We start from the raw sequence: 19,287 nt of genomic DNA, 5'->3' as shown, positions 1-19,287 counted from the left end.
GGCGATTGATCCTCGTCGCGCCCTCTTCTATGCTGGCGGCATGACCGTCAAAACCCTCGATCACATCAATATCCAGACCCGCGACATGGCGACCACCATCGCCTTTTATGGCGATCTGCTCGGGCTGGTGGCCAAGACCGCCCCGCGTCGCAAGCCGGAAGAGCGCCAGTGGCTCTATGCGGGAGATCGCGCCGTCATCCACCTCAATCTCTTAGGCACCGACAACACCTACCCACGCGAGGTCATCCTCGGCGGCCCAACCGGCGCCATCCATCATGTCGCGTTTGAATGTGAGGACGTGGAGGCCATGGTGGCCCGCCTGAACGCTCGCTGCCTGCGTTATGAACGCGCCGAGTTGCCGGAGATAAGCCTGACGCAACTGTTCGTCGTTGATCCCAACAATGTGCTGCTGGAGCTTAACTTTCGCGACATTATTTGACGCGCAATTCTTCCCGAAAAGTGCGTCACATTTTATCGGATTGCGCTTAAGCCGCCAGAACGCCCGCCGCCTGCATCATCGGCTTGAGCGAGGCCAGAATCTGTGGCTGCGTTGACAGACCGGCGCGGATATCCGGATCGCGCATCATCCGCATGACTTCGCCCTTAGCCTGTTCGCTGAGCGGGCCCATCGGCGCTGACTGCCCCGAAGCGAAACTCAGCAGCATGGAAAACTTTTGCATCGGCGACGCATCACCGCGCAGAATATGCGCCAGCAGCTTGACGTCGGCAGCGATCAGCGCACCGATCTGGCCGAGTTTCTGACTGATATCGTGCCCATCCTGATCAATTAGTGATGACGCCACAATGCGTCCTTGCATTTGCGCCAGGGTCAGCAAACGCTGCGCGGCCGACTGGTTGCTTTCGCGCATATGGCGCTCGAATTTAGCCGCGCTGATCGTCTGTTGCAGCCAGCGCGCGGCCTGACGCTTGTTGGACACACCGACCATGTTTTCACACAACCAGATCAGGCGTTCAACCTCAAGAGCCGCATCACCAGCGCCTTCCAGCAGGCTGGTGACGAAATCGGCCGAGACCAGCTTTTTCGAACGTTCGGCAAAGGCGTTCGTGATGTCCTCGCGCTGGGTTTCGTCACGGCCGGCGGCGGTCATGCACAGGGCCAGCACACGAAGCGTTTCGATTTCGGCTTCGGCATCGTTCGGCTTGAGGCGGCGCGGGCTTTTCAGATCGTGCATCAAGCGCTTGGACAGGCTGTAGCGCAGAGTCTGGAAATGACCGGCGCGGATCAGATCGTGATAACCACCGAGCAGGCCTTCAAGTGGCGGCACCAGACGCGCCACGCGGGGGTCGGCTTTTGAAATCAGCTCGACCTCGCGGCCAGCCGCGACGTGGATCAGCACGATCATCGCGCCACCTGGATCGGGCTCACGACCCAGCACATCGTTGAGGGTATTGCGTGCCGCAAAGATTTCCACCACCGGCATTTCGACCAGTTGCAGCGCCCATTCACGGCCCGGCAGATTGGCCACCAAAATACCAGCGTGGGCCAGCAGCAATTCCAGTTTGGCCGCCGGCTTGCGATGTTCGGCCAGGGCTGCCGACAGCGCACCGCCGAAGAGATAAGCACGATCGGCATGGTCTTTCAGGCTATCGACAGTCGCCAGACAGGTTGTCGGGGTAATTGCCGGAAAGATCTTCTTGCGGCCATCCTGGATCAGGCGGGTGCAGGCGCGATCAAACAAGGCGCTCCAGCGCCGCATCAGCTCATGCAGATTGTGGCCAGATTCCTGTGCTTCCGGCACCGCCAGTTTTTGGACGACATGCAGCAGTTCGCTGCCGGAGGCTTCCAGACGCTCGGCCAGATCGGGGCGGTGCAACAGTTCGAAAGGGGTTACGCCCTGCTTGTGCAGCCAGTCTTCGAGCAGGCGGGCGATCTTTTCACGGGCGATGGCGGTGTAGAGATCGTGCGGGCTCGTGCAGACCGAATCCGTGGTGGGCGCCATTTTCAGGGCCTTGACCGGCGCCGCTATACCTTTTTCAAAAACCGTGACGCTGCTGAATTCGCCACTGTCCTGATCGAAAACTTCTTTGGTGACGCGGACTGCGGCACGGCCGCTTTTCAGCATCTCCTCAGCGTTCTGCATGATCGTTGCGCGTGTCTCGGACGCCATTTCCAGAGCCCACGCGGCTTGTGGCGTGCGACGGGAAAACAATTCGAAATGCACCTTATGGTGGCTCATCTTGTCCCTGCAGACTGGTATACGGGCTTGATAATCTTACAAATCTTACACATATCGTGTTAAATTATGATTGAGAGCCGCGAATTCGCCGCGTTGACGCCTTTAAAAGAACTAGCTTAGGATGTTTTAGGGTAGGCAACGCATATTACAGGGTTATTAGCCCACTATTGGAGACCTTATGGCCAGAATTACTTTGGTGGATGACGACGAAAACATCGTCACCAGCGTGTCGTTAGCTCTGGAAAGCGGCGGCCACACCGTCAATGCTTTCTACGATGGCGCTTCGGGTCTGGCTGCGCTTGAAAAAGACCCGCCCGATCTTGCCATTCTCGACGTCAAGATGCCGCGCATGGATGGCATGGAAGTGCTGCGCCGCCTGCGCAACACCTCGAACCTGCCGGTTATTATCCTGACCTCGAAGGACGATGAGATCGACGAGGTGCTCGGCTTCAATCTCGGCGCCGACGACTACATGCACAAGCCGTTCTCGCAGCGCCTGCTGCTCGAACGCGTCAAGGCCGTGCTGCGCCGCGCCGGCATCGTCGAACAGGGCGAGGCCCCGGAAGTGACCGAGGCGCTCAACGCCAAGTCGCTGAAACGCGGCAAGCTGGTGATGGACGCCGCCCGCCACGAATGCACCTGGGAAGGCAAGCCGGTCCGCCTTACCGTCACCGAGTTCCTGCTACTGCACGCCCTGGCCCAGCGCCCTGGCTTCGTCAAGAGCCGCGACAACCTGATGGACGCCGCCTATGACGACCAGGTGTATGTCGATGACCGCACCATCGATAGCCACGTCAAGCGCATGCGCAAGAAGTTCCGTGTTGTCGATCCGACCTTCGATTCCATCGAAACCCTTTACGGCGTCGGCTATCGCTACCGCGAAATCTAAAAAGTACCAAGCCGGGAGGTGAACACCGCTTCCCGGCATTTTTCTGGAATCCCCCCTTTATGCTCAGGCCCTTGCTCAGGAAGCTCCCCTTCGGTCAGTCACGTCTCGGGCGGCTGATCTTCGGGCTCAATCTGCTCGGCTTGGTCATTCTGGTGATCGGGGCGCTGGTGCTCAGTGATCTGCGCCGCGGCCTGATCAAGACACAGATGGATTCCCTGACCTCGCAGGCCCAATTGATGGGCGAGGTAATTGCTGATTTCGCCACCGGCGAAGGCGATACCGGACCGCATCTGGAACCCGATAACGCCGCCTTCGTGCTCGGGCGTTTCATTCCGGCCGGCCAGCGCGCACGCCTGTTTGATGCGCAAGGCCACCTGATCTCCAATTCCTACAAGGTGTCGGACACCATAGACGTCTACAAGCTGCCCGAAGCGCGCAAGCCTAGCGATCCGCAGCCCAAGGACAAGACTGCCAAGCGCGAGGCCCGCCGTCTTGCAGCCGAAAACCAGCTCCATACCGAGGTGATGATGGCGCTCTCCGGCTCCCCGCCGGTGGCCAGCGTCCGCACCAATGAGCGCGGCATCAAGGTGGTGTCGGTCTCCATTCCCCTGCGCCGCGTCAAGGAGGTGCTAGGCGTTCTCACCATCGAGCGCGGCGACGTTGACAAGATCGTGGCCGACCAGCGCTGGGCCATGCTGCCCTTTATCCTGATTGCTTTCGGCGTCAACATGTTGTCGTCTCTGTTGCTGGCCTGGCTGGTCAGTCGGCCGATCCATCGCCTCTCCGCCGCCGCCGATAATGTTCGCATGGCCCGCACCCGCGCCATCTCCCTGCCCGATCTGGAAAGCCGCAACGATGAGATTGGCGTGCTGGCGCGTTCGCTGGAAAGCATGACCGATACCCTGTGGCGGCGCATGGAGGAAATAGACCGGTTCGCCGCCGATGTGTCGCACGAGATCAAGAACCCGCTGACCTCCATCCGTTCGGCGCTGGAAACCCTGCCGCTGGTCAAGACTGACGAAGCGCGCGAACGCCTGATGGCGGTTATCAATCAGGACGTCCGCCGCGCCGACCGCCTGATCACCGATATCTCCAACGCTTCGCGCCTTGACGCCGAACTGTCACGCGACGCGCCGAAAAAGGTCGAGATCGGCACCCTGCTCGAAGACATCATCTCGCTCTATCAGCAGAGCCACGTGATGGGCGAGACCGCCGTGATACTGACACGCACCCTGCCGCCGGCCGCCTCGACCGTAAATGGCCGCGAAGGCCCGCTTGGGCAGGTGTTCCGCAATCTGATTGACAATGCGCGTTCCTTCTCACCGGAAAGTGGCCAGGTCCGCGTCACCATCGCGCCCGGCGCTGATCCGGCCCTGCCCATCAGCATCGTGTTTGAGGACGATGGTCCCGGTATCCCGGAGGACAATCTGGAGACCGTCTTCCAGCGTTTCTACACCTCGCGTCCCAAGGGCACGTCGTTCGGCAAGAATTCAGGTCTCGGCCTGTCGATCTCGCGCCAGATCATCGAGGCCCACCACGGCCGCATCTGGGCCGAAAACCGCAAGGACGATAAGGGCCAGATCGTCGGCGCCCGCTTCACCATCCTGCTGCCGAACGTGCCCTAAGGCGTGCCTCGCCAGCTTGCAAGAGAAGTTGGAGATACGCATCCCCTTTTGCATTCCGTGCGGGTCTGTGCCTAAATATGGCCATGAGTAAGCTCGTCATCCACGCCACCTCCTTAAGCCTGCTGGTCGGGCACGTATGGCGCGGCGTGCTGATCATGGGCCCCTCCGGCAGCGGCAAGAGCGATCTCGCCCTGCGGGCGCTGGAAAAGGGGTGCGCGCTCGTCAGCGATGATTACAGCCTGTTGTGGATCTCCGGTGGACGTCTCTATGCCTCGGCGCCCGAATCCATCGCCGGACGTATGGAAGTGCGCGGATTAGGGATAGTGGCCGAAAATGCACGCCGCCTGACTCGCATCGACCTGGCCGTCCTGGCACAATCCGATCCGATCGAGCGCATGCCGGAGCATGAGACCACGACCGTTCTGGGACAGACCATCCCCACCATACGTCTCAACCCGCGCGAGGCCTCTTCCTTAAGCAAACTCCTGACCCGCTTGAAAGTCCCTTAAAAATACCCACTTAGAGATCAGGCGCCCGCCGCGGATGTTCTATAAATGTGCCCTCTGTCATATTTGACACACCTACCATGACGCGGCGCGAAATTTGCAGGTCAGTCGCAAATCTCGTTTTGCAGTGCGATGAAATCGGGACTAGTATCATGGGCTACCCCTGCCTGCCGGCCTCATGACCGGCGCGGAGTAGCACAAAATGTGTAAGGATTAGGGCTTTATGATCGGACTGGTCATCGTTACTCACGGCAAGCTGGCTGACGAGTTCGTATCGGCGATGGAACACGTGGTCGGCCCCCAAAGTCAGGTCTCGGCCATCTGTATCGGTCCCGACGACGACGTGGCTCAGCGCCGCAAGGATATTCTGGACGCCACGTTTGCCAGCGATACCGGCGACGGCGTCATCCTGCTGACCGACATGTTCGGCGGCACCCCTTCCAATCTCGCCATCTCGGTGATGGAACAGACCAAGGCGGAAGTGATCGCCGGCCTCAACCTGCCCATGCTCATCAAGCTGGCATCGTTGCGCAAAAACGAAGATCTCGGCGCCTGCGTTTGTCACGCTCAGGAAGCCGGCCGTAAATATGTCACCGTCGCCTCCTACGTTTTGTCGGGCGACAACTAAGCCTTTTCCCTCTGGACTAAAATCCCGAACGAACGCATTCTCGGCGCGTATAAGCCTTGCCAAGAGGGAGGCATGAGTGAGCGAGACTGAACAGACCGTGCGCGCGGACGTCGAAATTTGCAACAACAAGGGTCTGCACGCGCGGGCGTCGGCCAAGTTCGTCAAGCTGGCCTCGTCGTTCGATGCGCAGATCTACGTCATCAAGGACGACAACAAGGTCGATGCCCAGTCTATCATGGGACTTTTGATGCTCGGCGCCGGCAAGGGCACCTCGATCGCTATAGAAGCCGAGGGCGCGCAGGCCGATGAAGCCGTCAGCGCCTTGGTTGACCTGGTCAACAACCGCTTTGACGAGGACGCATGAAGCGCCTCATCCCCTTAAGCCTTTCATTATTGGCCTTAACGATGAGCGGCATCGTCCACGCCGAAGGTACGCCACACGGTGACCCGACCGCAGAAGACGCCCCAAAGCCGGTGGTCAAAAAGCGCCCAAAGCCTAAGCCAAAGCCCAAACCTGCGCCGGTCACCAGCACGCCAGCCGCGCCGATTGCCTACAGTGCCTATGCCGCCAGCCCGGATATCGCCAAGGCTCTTACGCCTAGCAAGGCACCAAGCATGGCACCGGCAGCGGCGCATGAGCCCGCGCCTCTGCCCGCCCTGCCACCGCCCGTGGCCATCATACCTGCGCCCATCGCAGTGCAACCGATCACCGCTCCGCCGCCAGGAGCGCCTGCTTCAACGCCTCACCCCTCGCAAAACAGCAGTTGGCAAAGCGCTCAGATCAGCCTGAAATGCGAAACCCAACTGACCGAAGGCAAGCGCTTCCTCTCGCAGGGCACCTTCTTTATCGACCTCTTTCCCTCGGCCGTCTTCCCAGATGAACAGGCCGATTTCAAGTTCCTGTTCGTCGACCCGGCGCACCCGTCGCTGATCCGCGAGTTCGATCTGCCTCGACACGATGTGCTCCGCCAATGTGACCGGCACGGCCTATTATCTGGTCAATCGCGTCACCAAACGCGGCAGCGCCCTGCGCATCACGCTCGATCGCTCCAACGGCGCCTTCTATGCCGAAGAGATCGACAGCAAGCGCATCGGCAAGGACGCCCATCGCGGCGAAAAAGGCTATTGCAAGCCGCAAAAGCTGCCCAACGCCCTCTTCTAAACCCTAACGTTCAGCGCCCTTGCACTCTGTCGCTTGGCTCCTGCTTTTCAAGCAGGCGCTAAGCTTGCCGCCCTGCGCCTTATGCCTTTCTTATGAAGCAGCCCCCCTCAAGCGTCGAAAATTTAGGTGGGCTCCGGCTAAGATGAAGGCCAACCTAACATATTGAATATAGGAGCGAATTATGAACAACGACCGCATTCAAGGCAGCTGGGAACAGGTCAAGGGCAATGTCCAAAAGGCATGGGGCAAGCTCACTAACGATGATCTCGATGTGATCGAAGGCGACCGCAAACTCCTGGCCGGCAAGCTGCAGGAGCGCTACGGCATCGCCCAGGATGAGGCTGAAAAGCAGATCAAGGACTGGAACAGCCGGGATTAATTCATTCTTTTAGAGATTGTCGCTTCTTTCCCGCCGGATGGTTGCGACGATAAGGGCGGGAAGGCGTTTCCTCAGATGCGCTTTCCCGTCCTGTTTTTTTGGCCAGTCCTGTTTTTTGCCCCCTGTACCCTTTCTCAGCGGTTTGGATTATTCTAGCCGTCACGGGTCGGCTGGTCGAGAGTAGCCTTTTGCCCCCTGCGTCCTTGAACGCCTGGGGGGGACATGCACCTCGATCGGTTGACTGCGGAGCACGCCCAGTGGGGAGTTGCGCCAAGGCTATATAGCCTGGAGCGCCAGTACAGGGAACGGCGAAGCGACGCAGCAACTCGACATGACAGGAGGCGCAAATGTTAGACGAGCCGACTTTATTTGTCGGTGTAGATTGGGCAAGCACAGAACATCAAGTTTGTATTTTGGGACCTTCAGGTCCGATACAAAAATCCTTCGCTCATGACGGATTGGGTCTTGGGGCTATGGTTGACTGGTTGCTTGAGCATGCCCCAAACCCAACCGATATTGCGGTAGCCATAGAGATGCCGCATGGCCCAGTGGTGGAAGCCCTAATGGACCGTGGGATACTCGCTTTTTCGGTCAATCCAAAGCAGCTCGACCGTTTTAGGGATCGCTTTTCTCCGGCTGGTGCTAAGGATGATCGAAGAGACGCCCTGGTTCTGGCATCATCTTTAAAGACCGATCGCCATTGCTTTCGTCATCTGGAGAGCATGGACCCAACCATCGTTGAGCTTCGTGAATGGTCCCGGATAAATGATGAGTTGAAGGAAGAACGCGTCAAACTTACGAACCGTATCCGTCAACAGCTCTGGCGTTATTACCCTCAAGCACTTGATCTGACTGAAGATGTAGGGATGGAATGGTTCCTGGATCTGTTTCTTCTGGCGCCAACGCCGATACATGCGCAAGCCCTTAAACAGAAGAAGATTGCCAGGATCTTGAGCGCACATCGCATTCGAAGGATCTCCGCGTTCGAGGTTCTGGAAATCCTAAAACGGCCAGCCTTGACTGTCGCACCGGGTACGACAGAAGCAGCCAGCGCTCACATCACCGCGATCTCTGAGCGCGTTAAGCTGGTCAATCATCAGCTCAAGGAAGCCACCCGTCGGCTAGATATCCTGGTCGCAAAGCTCGCCGAACAGGAAGCCGAGCCGGGGCAGCTAAACGAGCAGCCTGACGCGGCGATCCTACGCTCTTTGCCGGGAGTGGGAAGGATCGTCGTCGCCACGCTGCTCGCGGAGGCCCACTACGCCATCCGAGCGAGAGATTATCACGCTTTGCGTACCTTAACCGGCATAGCCCCGGTTACCAAGAGGAGCGGAAAATCCTGTCGTGTAGAAATGCGGAAAGCTTGCTCCCGCCGATTGAGAACCGCGATCTATCACTGGGCGAGAGTGGCAACACAACATGACCTGCCAAGCAGAGCAAAATATAGCGCCTTGCGAAGTCGCGGCCACAGTCACGGAAGGGCGTTAAGAGGTGTCGCCGACCGACTACTGGCGGTCGCTTGCGCAATGCTGGAGACAAAAACTACCTACGATCCAGCTAAGCGAAATTCTATCGGAAGCCCTCAACTTGCAGCTTGCTAAATGGTGGGGAGTCCCCCCCTGCTTACTTTGAGTGCAGCGTTTCCGGATCGAAGATCTGAATTTCGCTGCCCATGTCATAATAGATGACCTTGGCCGGATCATCGGCCATGACCCTGAAAAACCGGTCGCCCGCCGGACCAATGCCTAGCTCACCACACGGGTTAGGCTGAGGCTCAATCGCATTAAGGCGATCATAGTCCGCTTTTTGAGCGCCAGTGGGCTCAAGCAGATACACTTTCCCCCAATCGCCATAATCGGTCTCGACCAGTTGACAGGAAGCGCCATGCGCGCCGGTAGCCTTGAGCACCGCCGGCAGGACTGACGTCACGGCTGCGGCCTTATCCTTGGTAAAGGTGCGAATGACCACGCGCGGCGTCAGGGAATCGGGCGGCATGGCGGCCAGTGAAAATCCACCGACCTTATCATCCACGACCAGCCGGACATTACCCATGTCCGGGCCGCAGGCATAGCTCCAGATCGACAGAGACTTCCCCTCGACCTTTTCCCATGTACAGCTTGCGAAGGTATCTTTCATGACCTGCGATGGCTCGGCGGCCTTTTCAGCCGGCCTGTTACAGCCCGCCACGGTCACCGCGATCAGGGCGCCAGATAAGACAAGTTTCAGACTGGTGCGCATGATGTTTCCCCGTGTTTGCCTGTATGAAACGCCGGATTTGACCGCTTGTCCAGCCGTCATGAAACCGATTGCTTTGCAAAGAAGGAAGAGGGACCAGAAGCGCTTTTCGCATTGGACGCACGCGGCGCCTAAACCCGCTGCAGAGATTCTGGCCCTGGATCTGCCAGGTGTTTCACCTTGAAACTTTGGCAGCGGCTAAGATTTAAACGTTTACAGGTAAGGATGCACCGGGTGTTGCGGCCCCGTCCCGTAAGGGATCCGTAAACGCCCCGATTCCAAAAGATTCACACATCGCCAACGTAAAACCCCGCCGATCTGCATCGACGGGGCTTTAATCTTTCCGCTTATGGCTGCAGGGACATGTCCCTGCCTAGCTGTCGAGGAAGCTCCGCAACTTGCGGCTCCGCGACGGATGCTTCAGCTTGCGCAGCGCCTTCGCCTCGATCTGACGGATACGTTCGCGGGTAACCGAGAACTGCTGGCCGACTTCTTCCAGCGTGTGGTCGGTGTTCATGCCGATGCCGAAACGCATCCGCAGCACACGTTCTTCACGCGGGGTCAGCGAGGCCAGAACCCGAGTCGTGGTTTCACGCAGGTTGGACTGGATGGCCGCATCGATCGGCAGGATGGCGTTCTTGTCCTCGATGAAGTCACCGAGGTGTGAATCCTCTTCGTCACCGATCGGCGTTTCCAGCGAGATCGGCTCCTTGGCGATTTTCAGCACCTTGCGGACCTTTTCCAGCGGCATGGCCAGCTTTTCGGCCAGTTCTTCCGGGGTCGGTTCGCGGCCGATTTCATGCAGCATCTGGCGCGAGGTACGGACGATCTTGTTGATCGTCTCGATCATGTGCACAGGAATACGGATGGTGCGGGCCTGGTCGGCGATCGAACGGGTGATCGCCTGCCGGATCCACCAGGTCGCGTAGGTCGAGAACTTGTAGCCGCGACGGTATTCGAACTTATCGACCGCCTTCATCAGGCCGATATTGCCTTCCTGAATGAGATCGAGGAATTGCAGGCCGCGATTGGTGTACTTCTTGGCGATTGAGATCACGAGGCGCAGATTGGCCTCGACCATCTCGGTCTTGGCCTGACGGGCTTCGCGCTCGCCCTTCTGCACGGTCTGGACGATGCGGCGGAAATCATCGACTGCCACGCCCATATCGGTGGCAAGCGTCGTCACTTCGGCGCGGATGCGGTTGATCGCGGCGCCGTCATTATCAATGAACTTCTGCCAGCGGATACCCATTTCACGAACCTTCTCGCTCCACGACGGATCGAGTTCGCGCGTGTAGTAGGCGGTGAGGAATTCTGTACGCGAAATGCCGTAGCTGTCGGCCAGACGCAGCAGGCGGCCTTCGAGACCGATCAGCTTCTTGTTGATGCCGTAAAGCTGCTCGACCAGCGCTTCGATACGCTGATTGTTGAGTTTCAGCGTCTTGAGGTGGCGGGTAATGGTGGCCGTCACTTCATCGTAAGCCGCGCGGTCCGCAGGATCGAGGGGCAGGCCCTCAAGCTTGGCGGTCAGCATCTTTTCCTGCGTATGGCGATAGGTCTCGAATTCGCCGGCGATGGCGTCGAGGGTCTCCATCACGCCTTCGCGCAGTTCGGATTCCATGGCCGAAACCGTGGGACCGGCGCCGTCATCGAAATCGTCTTCGTCTTCTTCTTCGACGACTTCCGGCTTCTTCTCTTCTTCGTCCATGGGGACGTAATCGTCATCGTCGTCATCGTCGCCCTTGGCCTTTTTGGGCTCTACAGGCTTGGCTTCGACGACCGCCTTGGTTTCGACCACAGGCTCAGGCGCCCTCACCACCGGTGCTGGGGCAACGGCGGGCATGGGCCGCACAGGTGCACCGACCGGTACTTCGCCTTCTTCGACCTCTTCGCCAAGCGCGCCCGGAGGCGGGCCTTCCTGCGGGCCACCGCCGTAGGTGCCTTCCAGGTCGATGATTTCGCGCAGCAGGATGCGACCGGAACCCAGTTCCTCGCGCCAGATCATGATGGCTTCAAAGGTCAGGGCGGATTCGCACAATCCCCGGATCATGGTGTCGCGACCGGCTTCGATCCGCTTGGCGATGGCGATTTCGCCTTCGCGTGACAGCAATTCGACCGAACCCATTTCGCGCAGATACATGCGCACGGGATCGTCAGTGCGATCATAGTTGGACGTCTTGGTGGTTTCGACCACCGCGCCGGCTTCTTCGCGCACGACGACTTCGCCGCCTTCCTGCGCATCTTCTTCCGAACTCGATAACGTTCACGCCCATCTCGGTGAGCATGGCAAGGGTGTCTTCGATCTGTTCGGAGGTAAACTCCTCAGACGGCAGAACCTTGTTGAGTTCGTCCATGGTCACGTAGCCGCGCAACTTGGCGGCCTTGATGAACTTCTTGACCGCGGAATTGGTCAGGTCGAGCAAGGGGCCGTCGGATGAGGACTTATTTTCCGGTTTATCCGCAGGTGTGCTCATTTTGTCACGCTCATATGGGTCTCCGCAACGAACCTGAAAAGTTCAGGGCTGCTGTTATGTCTTATTAAGGAGTAGTCTAAACGAAACCTTAACCCCATGAAATGCCATAGCATTTAGGTTAGGCGTTGTTAGCCTCATCCTGCCAGATTTGTCCGCTTCGCAAGGACCGCCGCAGGGCATCGCGTTCGAGCTTGAGCCGTGAAAAAAATTCTGTCCCCACCTGTTCGCGGGCCGAATTCAAGGCACGATCCAAGGCCGTCAAACGCGAGACCGCGTTAAACGCCTGTAACCAGCGGGCATGGGCATCAGCTAAAGATATGTCCGGTGAGAGGAATGGCGCGCCGCTCTTGAGGGCCGCCTTCTGAATCTCGCTTAACAATGCTCCAAGTCCTTGTTTGTGCAGATGGCGACTCAAAGCTTCCCTGTCAAGCCCCTCGTGCTGAAAACTGATCGCTATGAGAGCATTCGACAGGGGGCTGAGCACTTCATCGCCAAAACCGTAGGCTTCCAGCCCCTCGACCTGATCCATCATCCAGTCGGGATTGTCGATCAGCCCCTGCGCCAGTCCCGCACAGGTCGGGTCGATCCCCACCTTCAGATTGTGCGCGGCGCGGCGGGTTTCTTCCATGGCCGGGGGGATGTAGATCTCGCGCTTTTGACCCGGCTTCCACGGCTGGCGCTGGCCATTGAAATTATTCCCGCCCTGATTGGGCACAAATGGCGCCTTGGTCGGACGCTGGGGCGTCACCAGAACATCGTAGCGCTCCAGCATGTCATTGCGATAGGCCTCGGCGAGATCCTTATCCTCGATCAGCGCTGCCAGAGCACGCAGGCGCTTTTTGAAGCCCGCCTTGCGCTCCGGCGTATCGAGCGGCTCCAGGTCGGCCTCACGGTTAAACAGCACCTCGACGAACGGCTTGGTTTCCTTGAGCGCCTCGCGCAGGGCAAGCGCCCCCTTTTCGCGCAGCATGTCGTCGGGGTCCTGACCGCCGGGCAGCAGACAGACCTTGAACGAGCGGCCAGGCTTAAGCTTCGGCAGGGCGCGATCCAGCGCGCGGAAGGCGGCGCGCTGGCCGGCCTTGTCACCATCGAAACACAGGGTCGGCTCAGGGTGGCGACGCCACAGAATATCGATCTGTTCCTCGGTCAGGGCGGTGCCCATCGGCGCCACGGCCGCCACATGGGCGCGCTGGCAGGCGATCACATCCATATAGCCTTCGACCACCACCAGCTCGGACTTGGCCTCCTCAGCGCCGAGCAGTTTCAAGGCCTTGGGCAGGCCAAACAGCATATTGCCCTTATGGAACAGCGTCGTTTCCGGCCCGTTGAGATATTTCGCCTTGTCATCCGGATTGAGCGCGCGTCCGCCAAACGAGACGACGTGGTTGCGCTGATCCTCGATCGGGAACATCAGGCGATCGCGGAAACGGTCATAGGGCGCGCTGCCGTTCTCGACCTCGATCAGCAGGCCGCATTCGACCAGTTCGGACACCTTGGCGCCACGCTGCACCAGCGCGTCCTTCAACGCCGTGCGATCACGCGGCGCATAGCCAAGGCCAAAGGTGGCGATGTCTTCGACGGAAAGGCCGCGCCGCTCCAGATACTCGCGGGCGTTCTGCGCAGCCGGCGTCTTGTCCTGCAAACGCGCCACGAACCACTTGTGCGCCAGTTCCATCCAGTCATTTAGCGACTGGCGTTTCATGTCGGCGGCAATGGCCTGCGGCGTCACCGCCGGCAGCGACATGCCGGCCATGCCGGCCAGTTTCTCGACCGCCTCGCTGAAACTTAAGCGCTCGGTTTCCTGCAAAAAGGAGATGATGTCGCCGTGCTTGCCCGACGAGAAGTCGTGGTAAAAGCCCTTGACGTCATTGACGTAGAAAGACGGCGTCTTTTCCTTGGTGAAAGGCGACAGGCCAGCCCATTCGTTGCCCTGCTTACGCAGCTTGACGCTCTTGCCTATGACCTCGGAGGGTCGCAGACGCTGTTTCAGCTCTTCGAGGAAATGATCGTCAAAACGCACAGTATCTCTATAGGCCTTAGGCTGGCGGCTGGGTAACGGAATTAACACATATTAACAGAAGATTCGACCTTGCGCAGGCCATCCAGTTTAGCGGCTTCGTTTTTCCTGTTGGCGGCTTGCGAACCTCTACCACGCGCACAGGCGCAAGAATGCTGCCCGCGCTAACGATCGCCTTTACATCACTTTGGAAATGCGGTCTGGTTCACTCACAACAAAATACCGTTTCAACAAGGTTCTGGCGTTCATGTGTTTTTCTGCCCCGGTAAGTTTCGCCGCCAGCGCCTTTGTCGCCTCCGCCGGCATCCTGGCGATCCGCGCCACGCAAAAACCGGCCGAGCGGCCCTTCGCCAGCGTGCCGATCCTGTTTGCCATCCAGCAATTCATCGAAGGCGTTTTGTGGCTGTTGCTGCCCCATGTCGGGACCACCCCCGCGACGCACGGGCTGGTGCAGATCTATGCCTTTTTCATCGGGGTCATCTGGCCGATCATGATACCGCTCGGCATCCTCATGATCGAGCCCGGCCTGATCCGCCGTCGGCTGATGATGGGCGTTCTGGCCATCGGCGTCATCGTGGCGCTCGGCACCTTCGGGATCATCGTGCGCTATGGTGTCGGCGTGCAGGTGGTCAATCAATGCCTGGTCTACAGCAATCCGGTCGGCGGCGGCTTCGTGATCCGCTCGGCCTATGTTATCGCCACCTGCGCCGCTTACTTTGTGTCGTCGCATAAATCGGTGCGCTGGATCGGCGTCGCCATGGTGGCAGGCTTTGGCGTCGCCTTCAGCTTCTACCGCCTCAACTGGCCTTCGGTATGGTGCTTCTTTGCCGCCATCGTCAGCGCGCTAATCTACCTTTATTTCCGCCGTTCGCGCATAGCCGCTGCCCCCGCCGACACAGCCACCACCGAAGCGAGCTGAGCATTTTCTTATTGATCCCTTATATGGCTTGCCCATAATTCTCGATATTTCAGAAGAGACTACGGGGCTTCATCTATGGTCATGACGACAATGCTTTCGTGCGTAAAGAGCCGTCATGACTGACACGCCGGCCGCCCATTTTATCGAAAGTCTGCGTAATGACAGCGGCGAAACCGGCCGGCTGATCGCCGACTATGACTGGGCCAGCACCGCCATGGGGTCTATCGAGACGTGGTCGCCGTCCCTGCGCACCGCCACCGGTATGGTGCTGCGCTCCCCCCTGCCGATCGTTATGCTGTGGGGAGAAGACGGCTTCATGCTGTATAACGACGCCTATTCGGTCTTCGCCGGCGGCCGCCACCCGTGGCTTCTGGGCTCACCGGTGCGGTTGGGCTGGCCTGAGGTCGCCGATTTCAACGACAACGTCATGAAAGTCTGCCTGGCGGGCGGCACCCTGGCCTATACCGATCAGGAACTGACCCTGCTGCGCAACGGCAAGCCCGAACAGGTGTGGATGAATCTCGACTATTCGCCGGTGCCGGACGAAACCGGCAAGCCGGCGGGGGTCATCGCTATCGTCAACGAGACCACACAGCGCATCCAGGCCGAACGACAGGCAAGGGCCGAGCGTGAACGCCAGCAGGCCATGTTGCAGCAGATGCCGGGTTTCGTCGCAGTCGTCTCCGGACCCGACAACGTGTACGAGTATGTCAACGATGCCTATGTCCGGATAGCGGAGCGTCATGGCGAGTTTATCGGGCAGCGCTTCCGCGATGTCTTCCCTGAACTGGCTGACCAGGGCTATTTTGAACTGCTCGATCAAGTCTATACGACCGGCGAGAGACGGATAGCCAGCGGCATGGAATTGCGCCTGCATGGCGGCGATGTCATCCAGTATATCGACTTCGTCTTCGAGCCTATCCGCAACGCGCACCATGACGTCACCGGCATCTTCATGGGCGGTTACGAAGTCACCGATGGCAAGCGTGCCGACATGCGGCGCGAGGCCCTGCTGCGCCTGACCGACGAGATCCGCGATCTGGAAGACCCGGCCGAGATTGCCTTTGTCGCGTCGCGTGTGTTGGGCGAAGCGCTGGTCGTCAGCCGGGCGGGCTACGGGGTCATCGACCGTGAAGACGAGACCATAACGATTGAGCGCGACTGGAACGCGCCGGGGATTAAGTCCTTGGCCGGCGTCCTGAAGTTCCGCGACTATGGCAGCTATATCGAGGATCTGAAACGTGGCGATACGGTCGTCTTCGCCGACGCCGAAAAAGACCCGCGCACCCAGGCTAACGCGGCCGCTCTGAAAGCGATCAGCGCACAGTCGGTCGTCAATATGCCGGTGACCGAACACGGGCGATTTGTCGCCCTGCTCTATCTCAACCACGAAACGGCGCGCAAGTGGACAGAGAATGATCTGGCGCTCATCAAGGAGGTTGCTGAACGGACGCGTACCGCCACAGAACGCGCGCGCGTGGCGGTCGAACTCCGCCGCAGCGAGGCCGCCTTGCGCGAACTGAACGCCAATCTCGAACGTGAAGTGATTGAACGCACGCGCGAACGCGGCAGGACGTGGGCCGTCAGTCCCGACCTCTTGTCGGTATTAAGGACGGACGGGCGGTTTGAAAGCGCGAACCCCGCATGGAGCAAGGTTCTTGGCTGGTCAGAGGCGCAGATCATCCTGACACCCTTTGTCGATTTTCTCCACCCGGACGATGTAGAGGCCAGCCACGACGCCTTTGAAATTGCCAAAAGCGGATCCCCTGTCCTGCGCTTTGAGAACCGCTATCGTCATGCCGATGGCGGCTGGCGCTGGTTGTCATGGGTAGCTGTTCCGATAGACGGCAAGGTCTATTGCAGCGCCCGCGATATCACGGAGGAAAAAGCCGCCGAAGCCGAGCGTGAGCGACTTTGGACCCTCTCGACCGACATGCTGGCGCGCGCCGATTATTCCGGTGACATGAACGCGGTCAATCCGGCATGGACCGAAATCCTCGGCTGGAGTGAGCAAGAACTGCTGACCAACCCCTATGTCGATATTATCCACCCCGACGACGTACCTGTAACGGTGGCCGCGCTGGCGGAAATGGGCGCGACCGGTCAGCCGACGCGCTTCCAGAACCTGATCCTGTCGAAAAGTGGCGAATGGAAGCCGATCGACTGGACCGTGGCGCCCGAACCGGACGGCCTGCACTTTATCGCCGTCGGCCGCGACCTGACCGAGGACAAGGCGCGCGAACGCCAGTTGCAGCAGGCACAGGATGCTCTGCGGCAAGCCCAGAAGATGGAAGCCGTGGGTCAACTCACCGGCGGCATCGCCCACGATTTCAATAATATGCTGGCGGTCGTCATGGGCTCGCTCGACCTGCTCAACCGGCGACTGGGCCCCGAAGACCCGCGCGCCAAGCGCTATGTCGAAGCGGCCATGGAAGGCGCCAAGCGCGCCGCCAGCCTGACCCAGCGCCTGCTCGCCTTCTCGCGTCAGCAACCCCTACGGCCGGAATTGATCGATGCCAACAAGCTCGTCTCCGGCATGTCGGACCTGCTGCGCCATTCGATCGGCGCCGATATCCGGCTGGAAACCGTGCTCTCCGGCGGGCTGTGGCGGGTCAGCGCCGATCCGAACCAGCTTGAAAGCGTCATCCTCAATCTCGGGGTCAATGCCCGCGACGCTATGCCCGGCGGAGGCAAACTGACCATCGAGACCCAGAACGCCCATCTCGACACCCGCTATGTCGCGTCGGAAATGGGCGTGCCGGCGGGGCAATATGTGCTGATCGCCATCACCGACACCGGCGAAGGCATGCCGCCCGAGATCATCGCCAAGGCGTTCGACCCCTTCTTCACCACCAAGGCGGTTGGCAAGGGCACGGGCTTGGGCCTTAGCCAGGTCTATGGTTTCGTCAAGCAATCAGGCGGCCATGTGAAGATCTATTCCGAGGTCGGCCAGGGCACCTCGGTCAAGATCTACCTGCCGCGCTCCCATGAACGCGATGAGACCGAAGTCGCCGAGGCCGACACCGTGCTGCTGATGGGCGAGGAGCGCGAAGTCATTCTGGTGGTCGATGACGAGCCGGCGGTGCGCCAGTTCAGTTGCGACGCCTTGAGCGAACTGGGCTACCGTGTGCTGGAGGCCGATAGTGCCGCCACCGCCCTGGTGCTGCTGCAGGCCAACCCCGATATCTCTCTGCTCTTCACCGACATCGTCATGCCCGATACCAATGGCCGCAAACTGGCCGACGCCGCGCAAGCGATCCGGCCCGATCTCAAGGTGCTCTACACCACCGGTTATACGCGCAACGCCGTGGTGCATAACGGCATCGTCGACAAGGGCGTACAACTGATCGGCAAGCCTTTCACCATTGATGAACTGGCCGCCCGCGTCAGGGACTTGCTCGATTGCTAACGCGGTCGAGGGTGTGACAGACGGCTGAGGATAGCATCGCGGTAGGTGCGGCTGACCACCACGTCGGCGCCGCTTTCCATCGTCAGCACCCAGCCGCCATCCGGCAAGGTCTGGGTGGCGCGGACGCGGGCGAGATTGACCACGGTCGAGCGGTGCGCGCGGGCGAAAACCGCCGGATCGAGGCGCTCACTCAGCGCGGTCAGCGTCTCTCGGATCAACCCCTCACGTATCTGGCCCTCACGTATCTGGCCATCCGCGCCTGTGAAATTGATGACGACATAGTTGCCGGCGGCGGCGCACCATTCGACCTCAGCCGGATCGACCTGAAGCGTGCGGTTGCCGACCGATACCGGCAGGCGCTGCGGCAAGGCCTCGGTTTTACGCGCCTGATCGAGCGCCTCCTGCAACAGATCGGCCACAGCCCTGGCCTCAGCCGAGAGGCGCGCACCGCGCACCGCCGCCACCAGGGCCGCGATGGCCGTGGCGATCAAAAGATCGACCGGCAGAAGATTGAGCCCGTTGGCGAGGTGCGGCGCGTTATGACTGAAACTGGCATCAACCTGCACGGCGAAAAAGGCATGGATCAGGGTATAGGCGAGGATAAGCGGATAGAACCACAGGATCAGCCGCGCGGTCAGGCCGATGCGCCGCACCAGCGTCCAGGCCGCCCAGACAAACGGCCACCATGCCGTATAGATCAACCCCTGCCAGCTAAGCGCGGTCAGTACGTCTATGTCACGACCGGCGTCATGGCGCAGCGCCACCATAGCCAGAGCGGCGCAGACCACCGTGCTGACATAGATGACCAGCGACAACGCCCATGGCCAATGATCTTTCCAGCGCAAA

At 59.7% G+C, this 19,287-nt stretch carries 16 protein-coding genes and 1 pseudogene; 11 read left to right on the top strand and 6 right to left on the bottom strand.

Annotated elements, in window-relative coordinates:
* The first annotated feature begins 40 nt into the window (after positions 1-40).
* On the top strand, positions 41-439 hold the full coding sequence (locus ABQ278_RS02490; RefSeq protein ID WP_349321054.1) for a VOC family protein: 399 nt from the start codon (positions 41-43) through the stop codon (positions 437-439).
* A gap of 46 nt (positions 440-485) precedes the next feature.
* Here ABQ278_RS02490 and ABQ278_RS02485 read toward each other — a convergent pair whose 3' ends face one another.
* Positions 486-2,198 (bottom strand): hypothetical protein, encoded by a 1,713-nt coding sequence (locus ABQ278_RS02485; RefSeq protein ID WP_349321053.1) that lies wholly within the window; start codon positions 2,196-2,198, stop codon positions 486-488.
* Positions 2,199-2,376: 178 nt separating this feature from the next.
* Here ABQ278_RS02485 and ABQ278_RS02480 point away from each other — a divergent pair, with 178 nt between their 5' ends.
* The 5 genes from ABQ278_RS02480 to ABQ278_RS02460 all read left to right on the top strand — a co-directional run bounded on the left by ABQ278_RS02480 (position 2,377) and on the right by ABQ278_RS02460 (position 6,210).
* On the top strand, positions 2,377-3,087 hold the full coding sequence (locus ABQ278_RS02480; protein ID WP_349321052.1) for a response regulator transcription factor: 711 nt from the start codon (positions 2,377-2,379) through the stop codon (positions 3,085-3,087).
* Between the two features lie 71 nt (positions 3,088-3,158).
* Positions 3,159-4,712 carry an ATP-binding protein gene (locus ABQ278_RS02475; RefSeq protein WP_349321051.1) on the top strand — a complete coding sequence of 518 codons (1,554 nt, stop codon included), beginning with the start codon at positions 3,159-3,161 and terminating at the stop codon, positions 4,710-4,712.
* Positions 4,713-4,795: 83 nt separating this feature from the next.
* Positions 4,796-5,221, top strand: coding sequence for an aldolase (locus tag ABQ278_RS02470; protein WP_349321050.1), 426 nt, complete (start codon positions 4,796-4,798; stop codon positions 5,219-5,221).
* A 220-nt stretch (positions 5,222-5,441) separates the two neighbouring features.
* Positions 5,442-5,846: a PTS sugar transporter subunit IIA gene (locus tag ABQ278_RS02465; protein ID WP_018082482.1), complete on the top strand. Its 405-nt coding sequence runs from the start codon at positions 5,442-5,444 to the stop codon at positions 5,844-5,846.
* A 76-nt stretch (positions 5,847-5,922) separates the two neighbouring features.
* On the top strand, positions 5,923-6,210 hold the full coding sequence (locus ABQ278_RS02460; RefSeq protein ID WP_018082481.1) for an HPr family phosphocarrier protein: 288 nt from the start codon (positions 5,923-5,925) through the stop codon (positions 6,208-6,210).
* Between the two features lie 371 nt (positions 6,211-6,581).
* On the opposite strand, the gene ABQ278_RS02455 is transcribed toward ABQ278_RS02460, so the two are convergent.
* Complete coding sequence (locus tag ABQ278_RS02455) at positions 6,582-6,803, bottom strand: hypothetical protein (RefSeq protein WP_349321049.1); 222 nt, start codon at positions 6,801-6,803, stop codon at positions 6,582-6,584.
* A gap of 1 nt (position 6,804) precedes the next feature.
* On the opposite strand from ABQ278_RS02455, the gene ABQ278_RS02450 reads away from it, so the two are divergent.
* From ABQ278_RS02450 to ABQ278_RS02440, 3 genes are all read left to right on the top strand, one after another.
* Positions 6,805-7,008, top strand: a complete 204-nt coding sequence (locus tag ABQ278_RS02450) for a hypothetical protein (protein WP_349321048.1) — start codon at positions 6,805-6,807, stop codon at positions 7,006-7,008.
* Between the two features lie 181 nt (positions 7,009-7,189).
* A complete protein-coding gene (locus tag ABQ278_RS02445) occupies positions 7,190-7,387 on the top strand; it encodes a CsbD family protein (RefSeq protein WP_018082479.1) in 198 nt (65 codons plus the stop codon).
* A gap of 347 nt (positions 7,388-7,734) precedes the next feature.
* Positions 7,735-8,988 (top strand): IS110 family transposase, encoded by a 1,254-nt coding sequence (locus ABQ278_RS02440; protein ID WP_349321047.1) that lies wholly within the window; start codon positions 7,735-7,737, stop codon positions 8,986-8,988.
* Between the two features lie 22 nt (positions 8,989-9,010).
* Here ABQ278_RS02440 and ABQ278_RS02435 read toward each other — a convergent pair whose 3' ends face one another.
* From ABQ278_RS02435 to dnaG, 3 genes and pseudogenes are all read right to left on the bottom strand, one after another.
* A complete protein-coding gene (locus ABQ278_RS02435) occupies positions 9,011-9,625 on the bottom strand; it encodes a hypothetical protein (RefSeq protein WP_349321046.1) in 615 nt (204 codons plus the stop codon).
* Positions 9,626-9,995: 370 nt separating this feature from the next.
* Positions 9,996-12,096, bottom strand: a pseudogene (gene rpoD, locus ABQ278_RS02430) (RNA polymerase sigma factor RpoD).
* A gap of 118 nt (positions 12,097-12,214) precedes the next feature.
* Positions 12,215-14,116, bottom strand: coding sequence for a DNA primase (gene dnaG / locus ABQ278_RS02425; RefSeq protein ID WP_349321045.1), 1,902 nt, complete (start codon positions 14,114-14,116; stop codon positions 12,215-12,217).
* A gap of 244 nt (positions 14,117-14,360) precedes the next feature.
* On the opposite strand from dnaG, the gene ABQ278_RS02420 reads away from it, so the two are divergent.
* Together ABQ278_RS02420 and ABQ278_RS02415 are read left to right on the top strand one after the other, a co-directional pair.
* A complete protein-coding gene (locus ABQ278_RS02420) occupies positions 14,361-15,032 on the top strand; it encodes a DUF6629 family protein (protein WP_349321044.1) in 672 nt (223 codons plus the stop codon).
* Between the two features lie 115 nt (positions 15,033-15,147).
* Positions 15,148-18,441 carry a PAS domain-containing protein gene (locus ABQ278_RS02415; protein ID WP_349321043.1) on the top strand — a complete coding sequence of 1,098 codons (3,294 nt, stop codon included), beginning with the start codon at positions 15,148-15,150 and terminating at the stop codon, positions 18,439-18,441.
* Here the strand turns inward: ABQ278_RS02415 and ABQ278_RS02410 are convergent.
* The gene (locus ABQ278_RS02410; RefSeq protein WP_349321042.1) at positions 18,438-19,286 is read right to left on the bottom strand and encodes a LytTR family DNA-binding domain-containing protein; all 849 of its coding nucleotides are present in this window, start codon (positions 19,284-19,286) and stop codon (positions 18,438-18,440) included. The genes ABQ278_RS02415 and ABQ278_RS02410 overlap by 4 nt on opposite strands.
* Position 19,287 lies beyond the last annotated feature (1 nt).

This window comes from Asticcacaulis sp. MM231, assembly GCF_964186625.1.
Taxonomy (GTDB): Bacteria; Pseudomonadota; Alphaproteobacteria; order Caulobacterales; family Caulobacteraceae; genus Asticcacaulis.
Note: the sequence above shows the minus strand (reverse complement) of the source record. Positions and strands in the feature narration are given on the sequence as shown.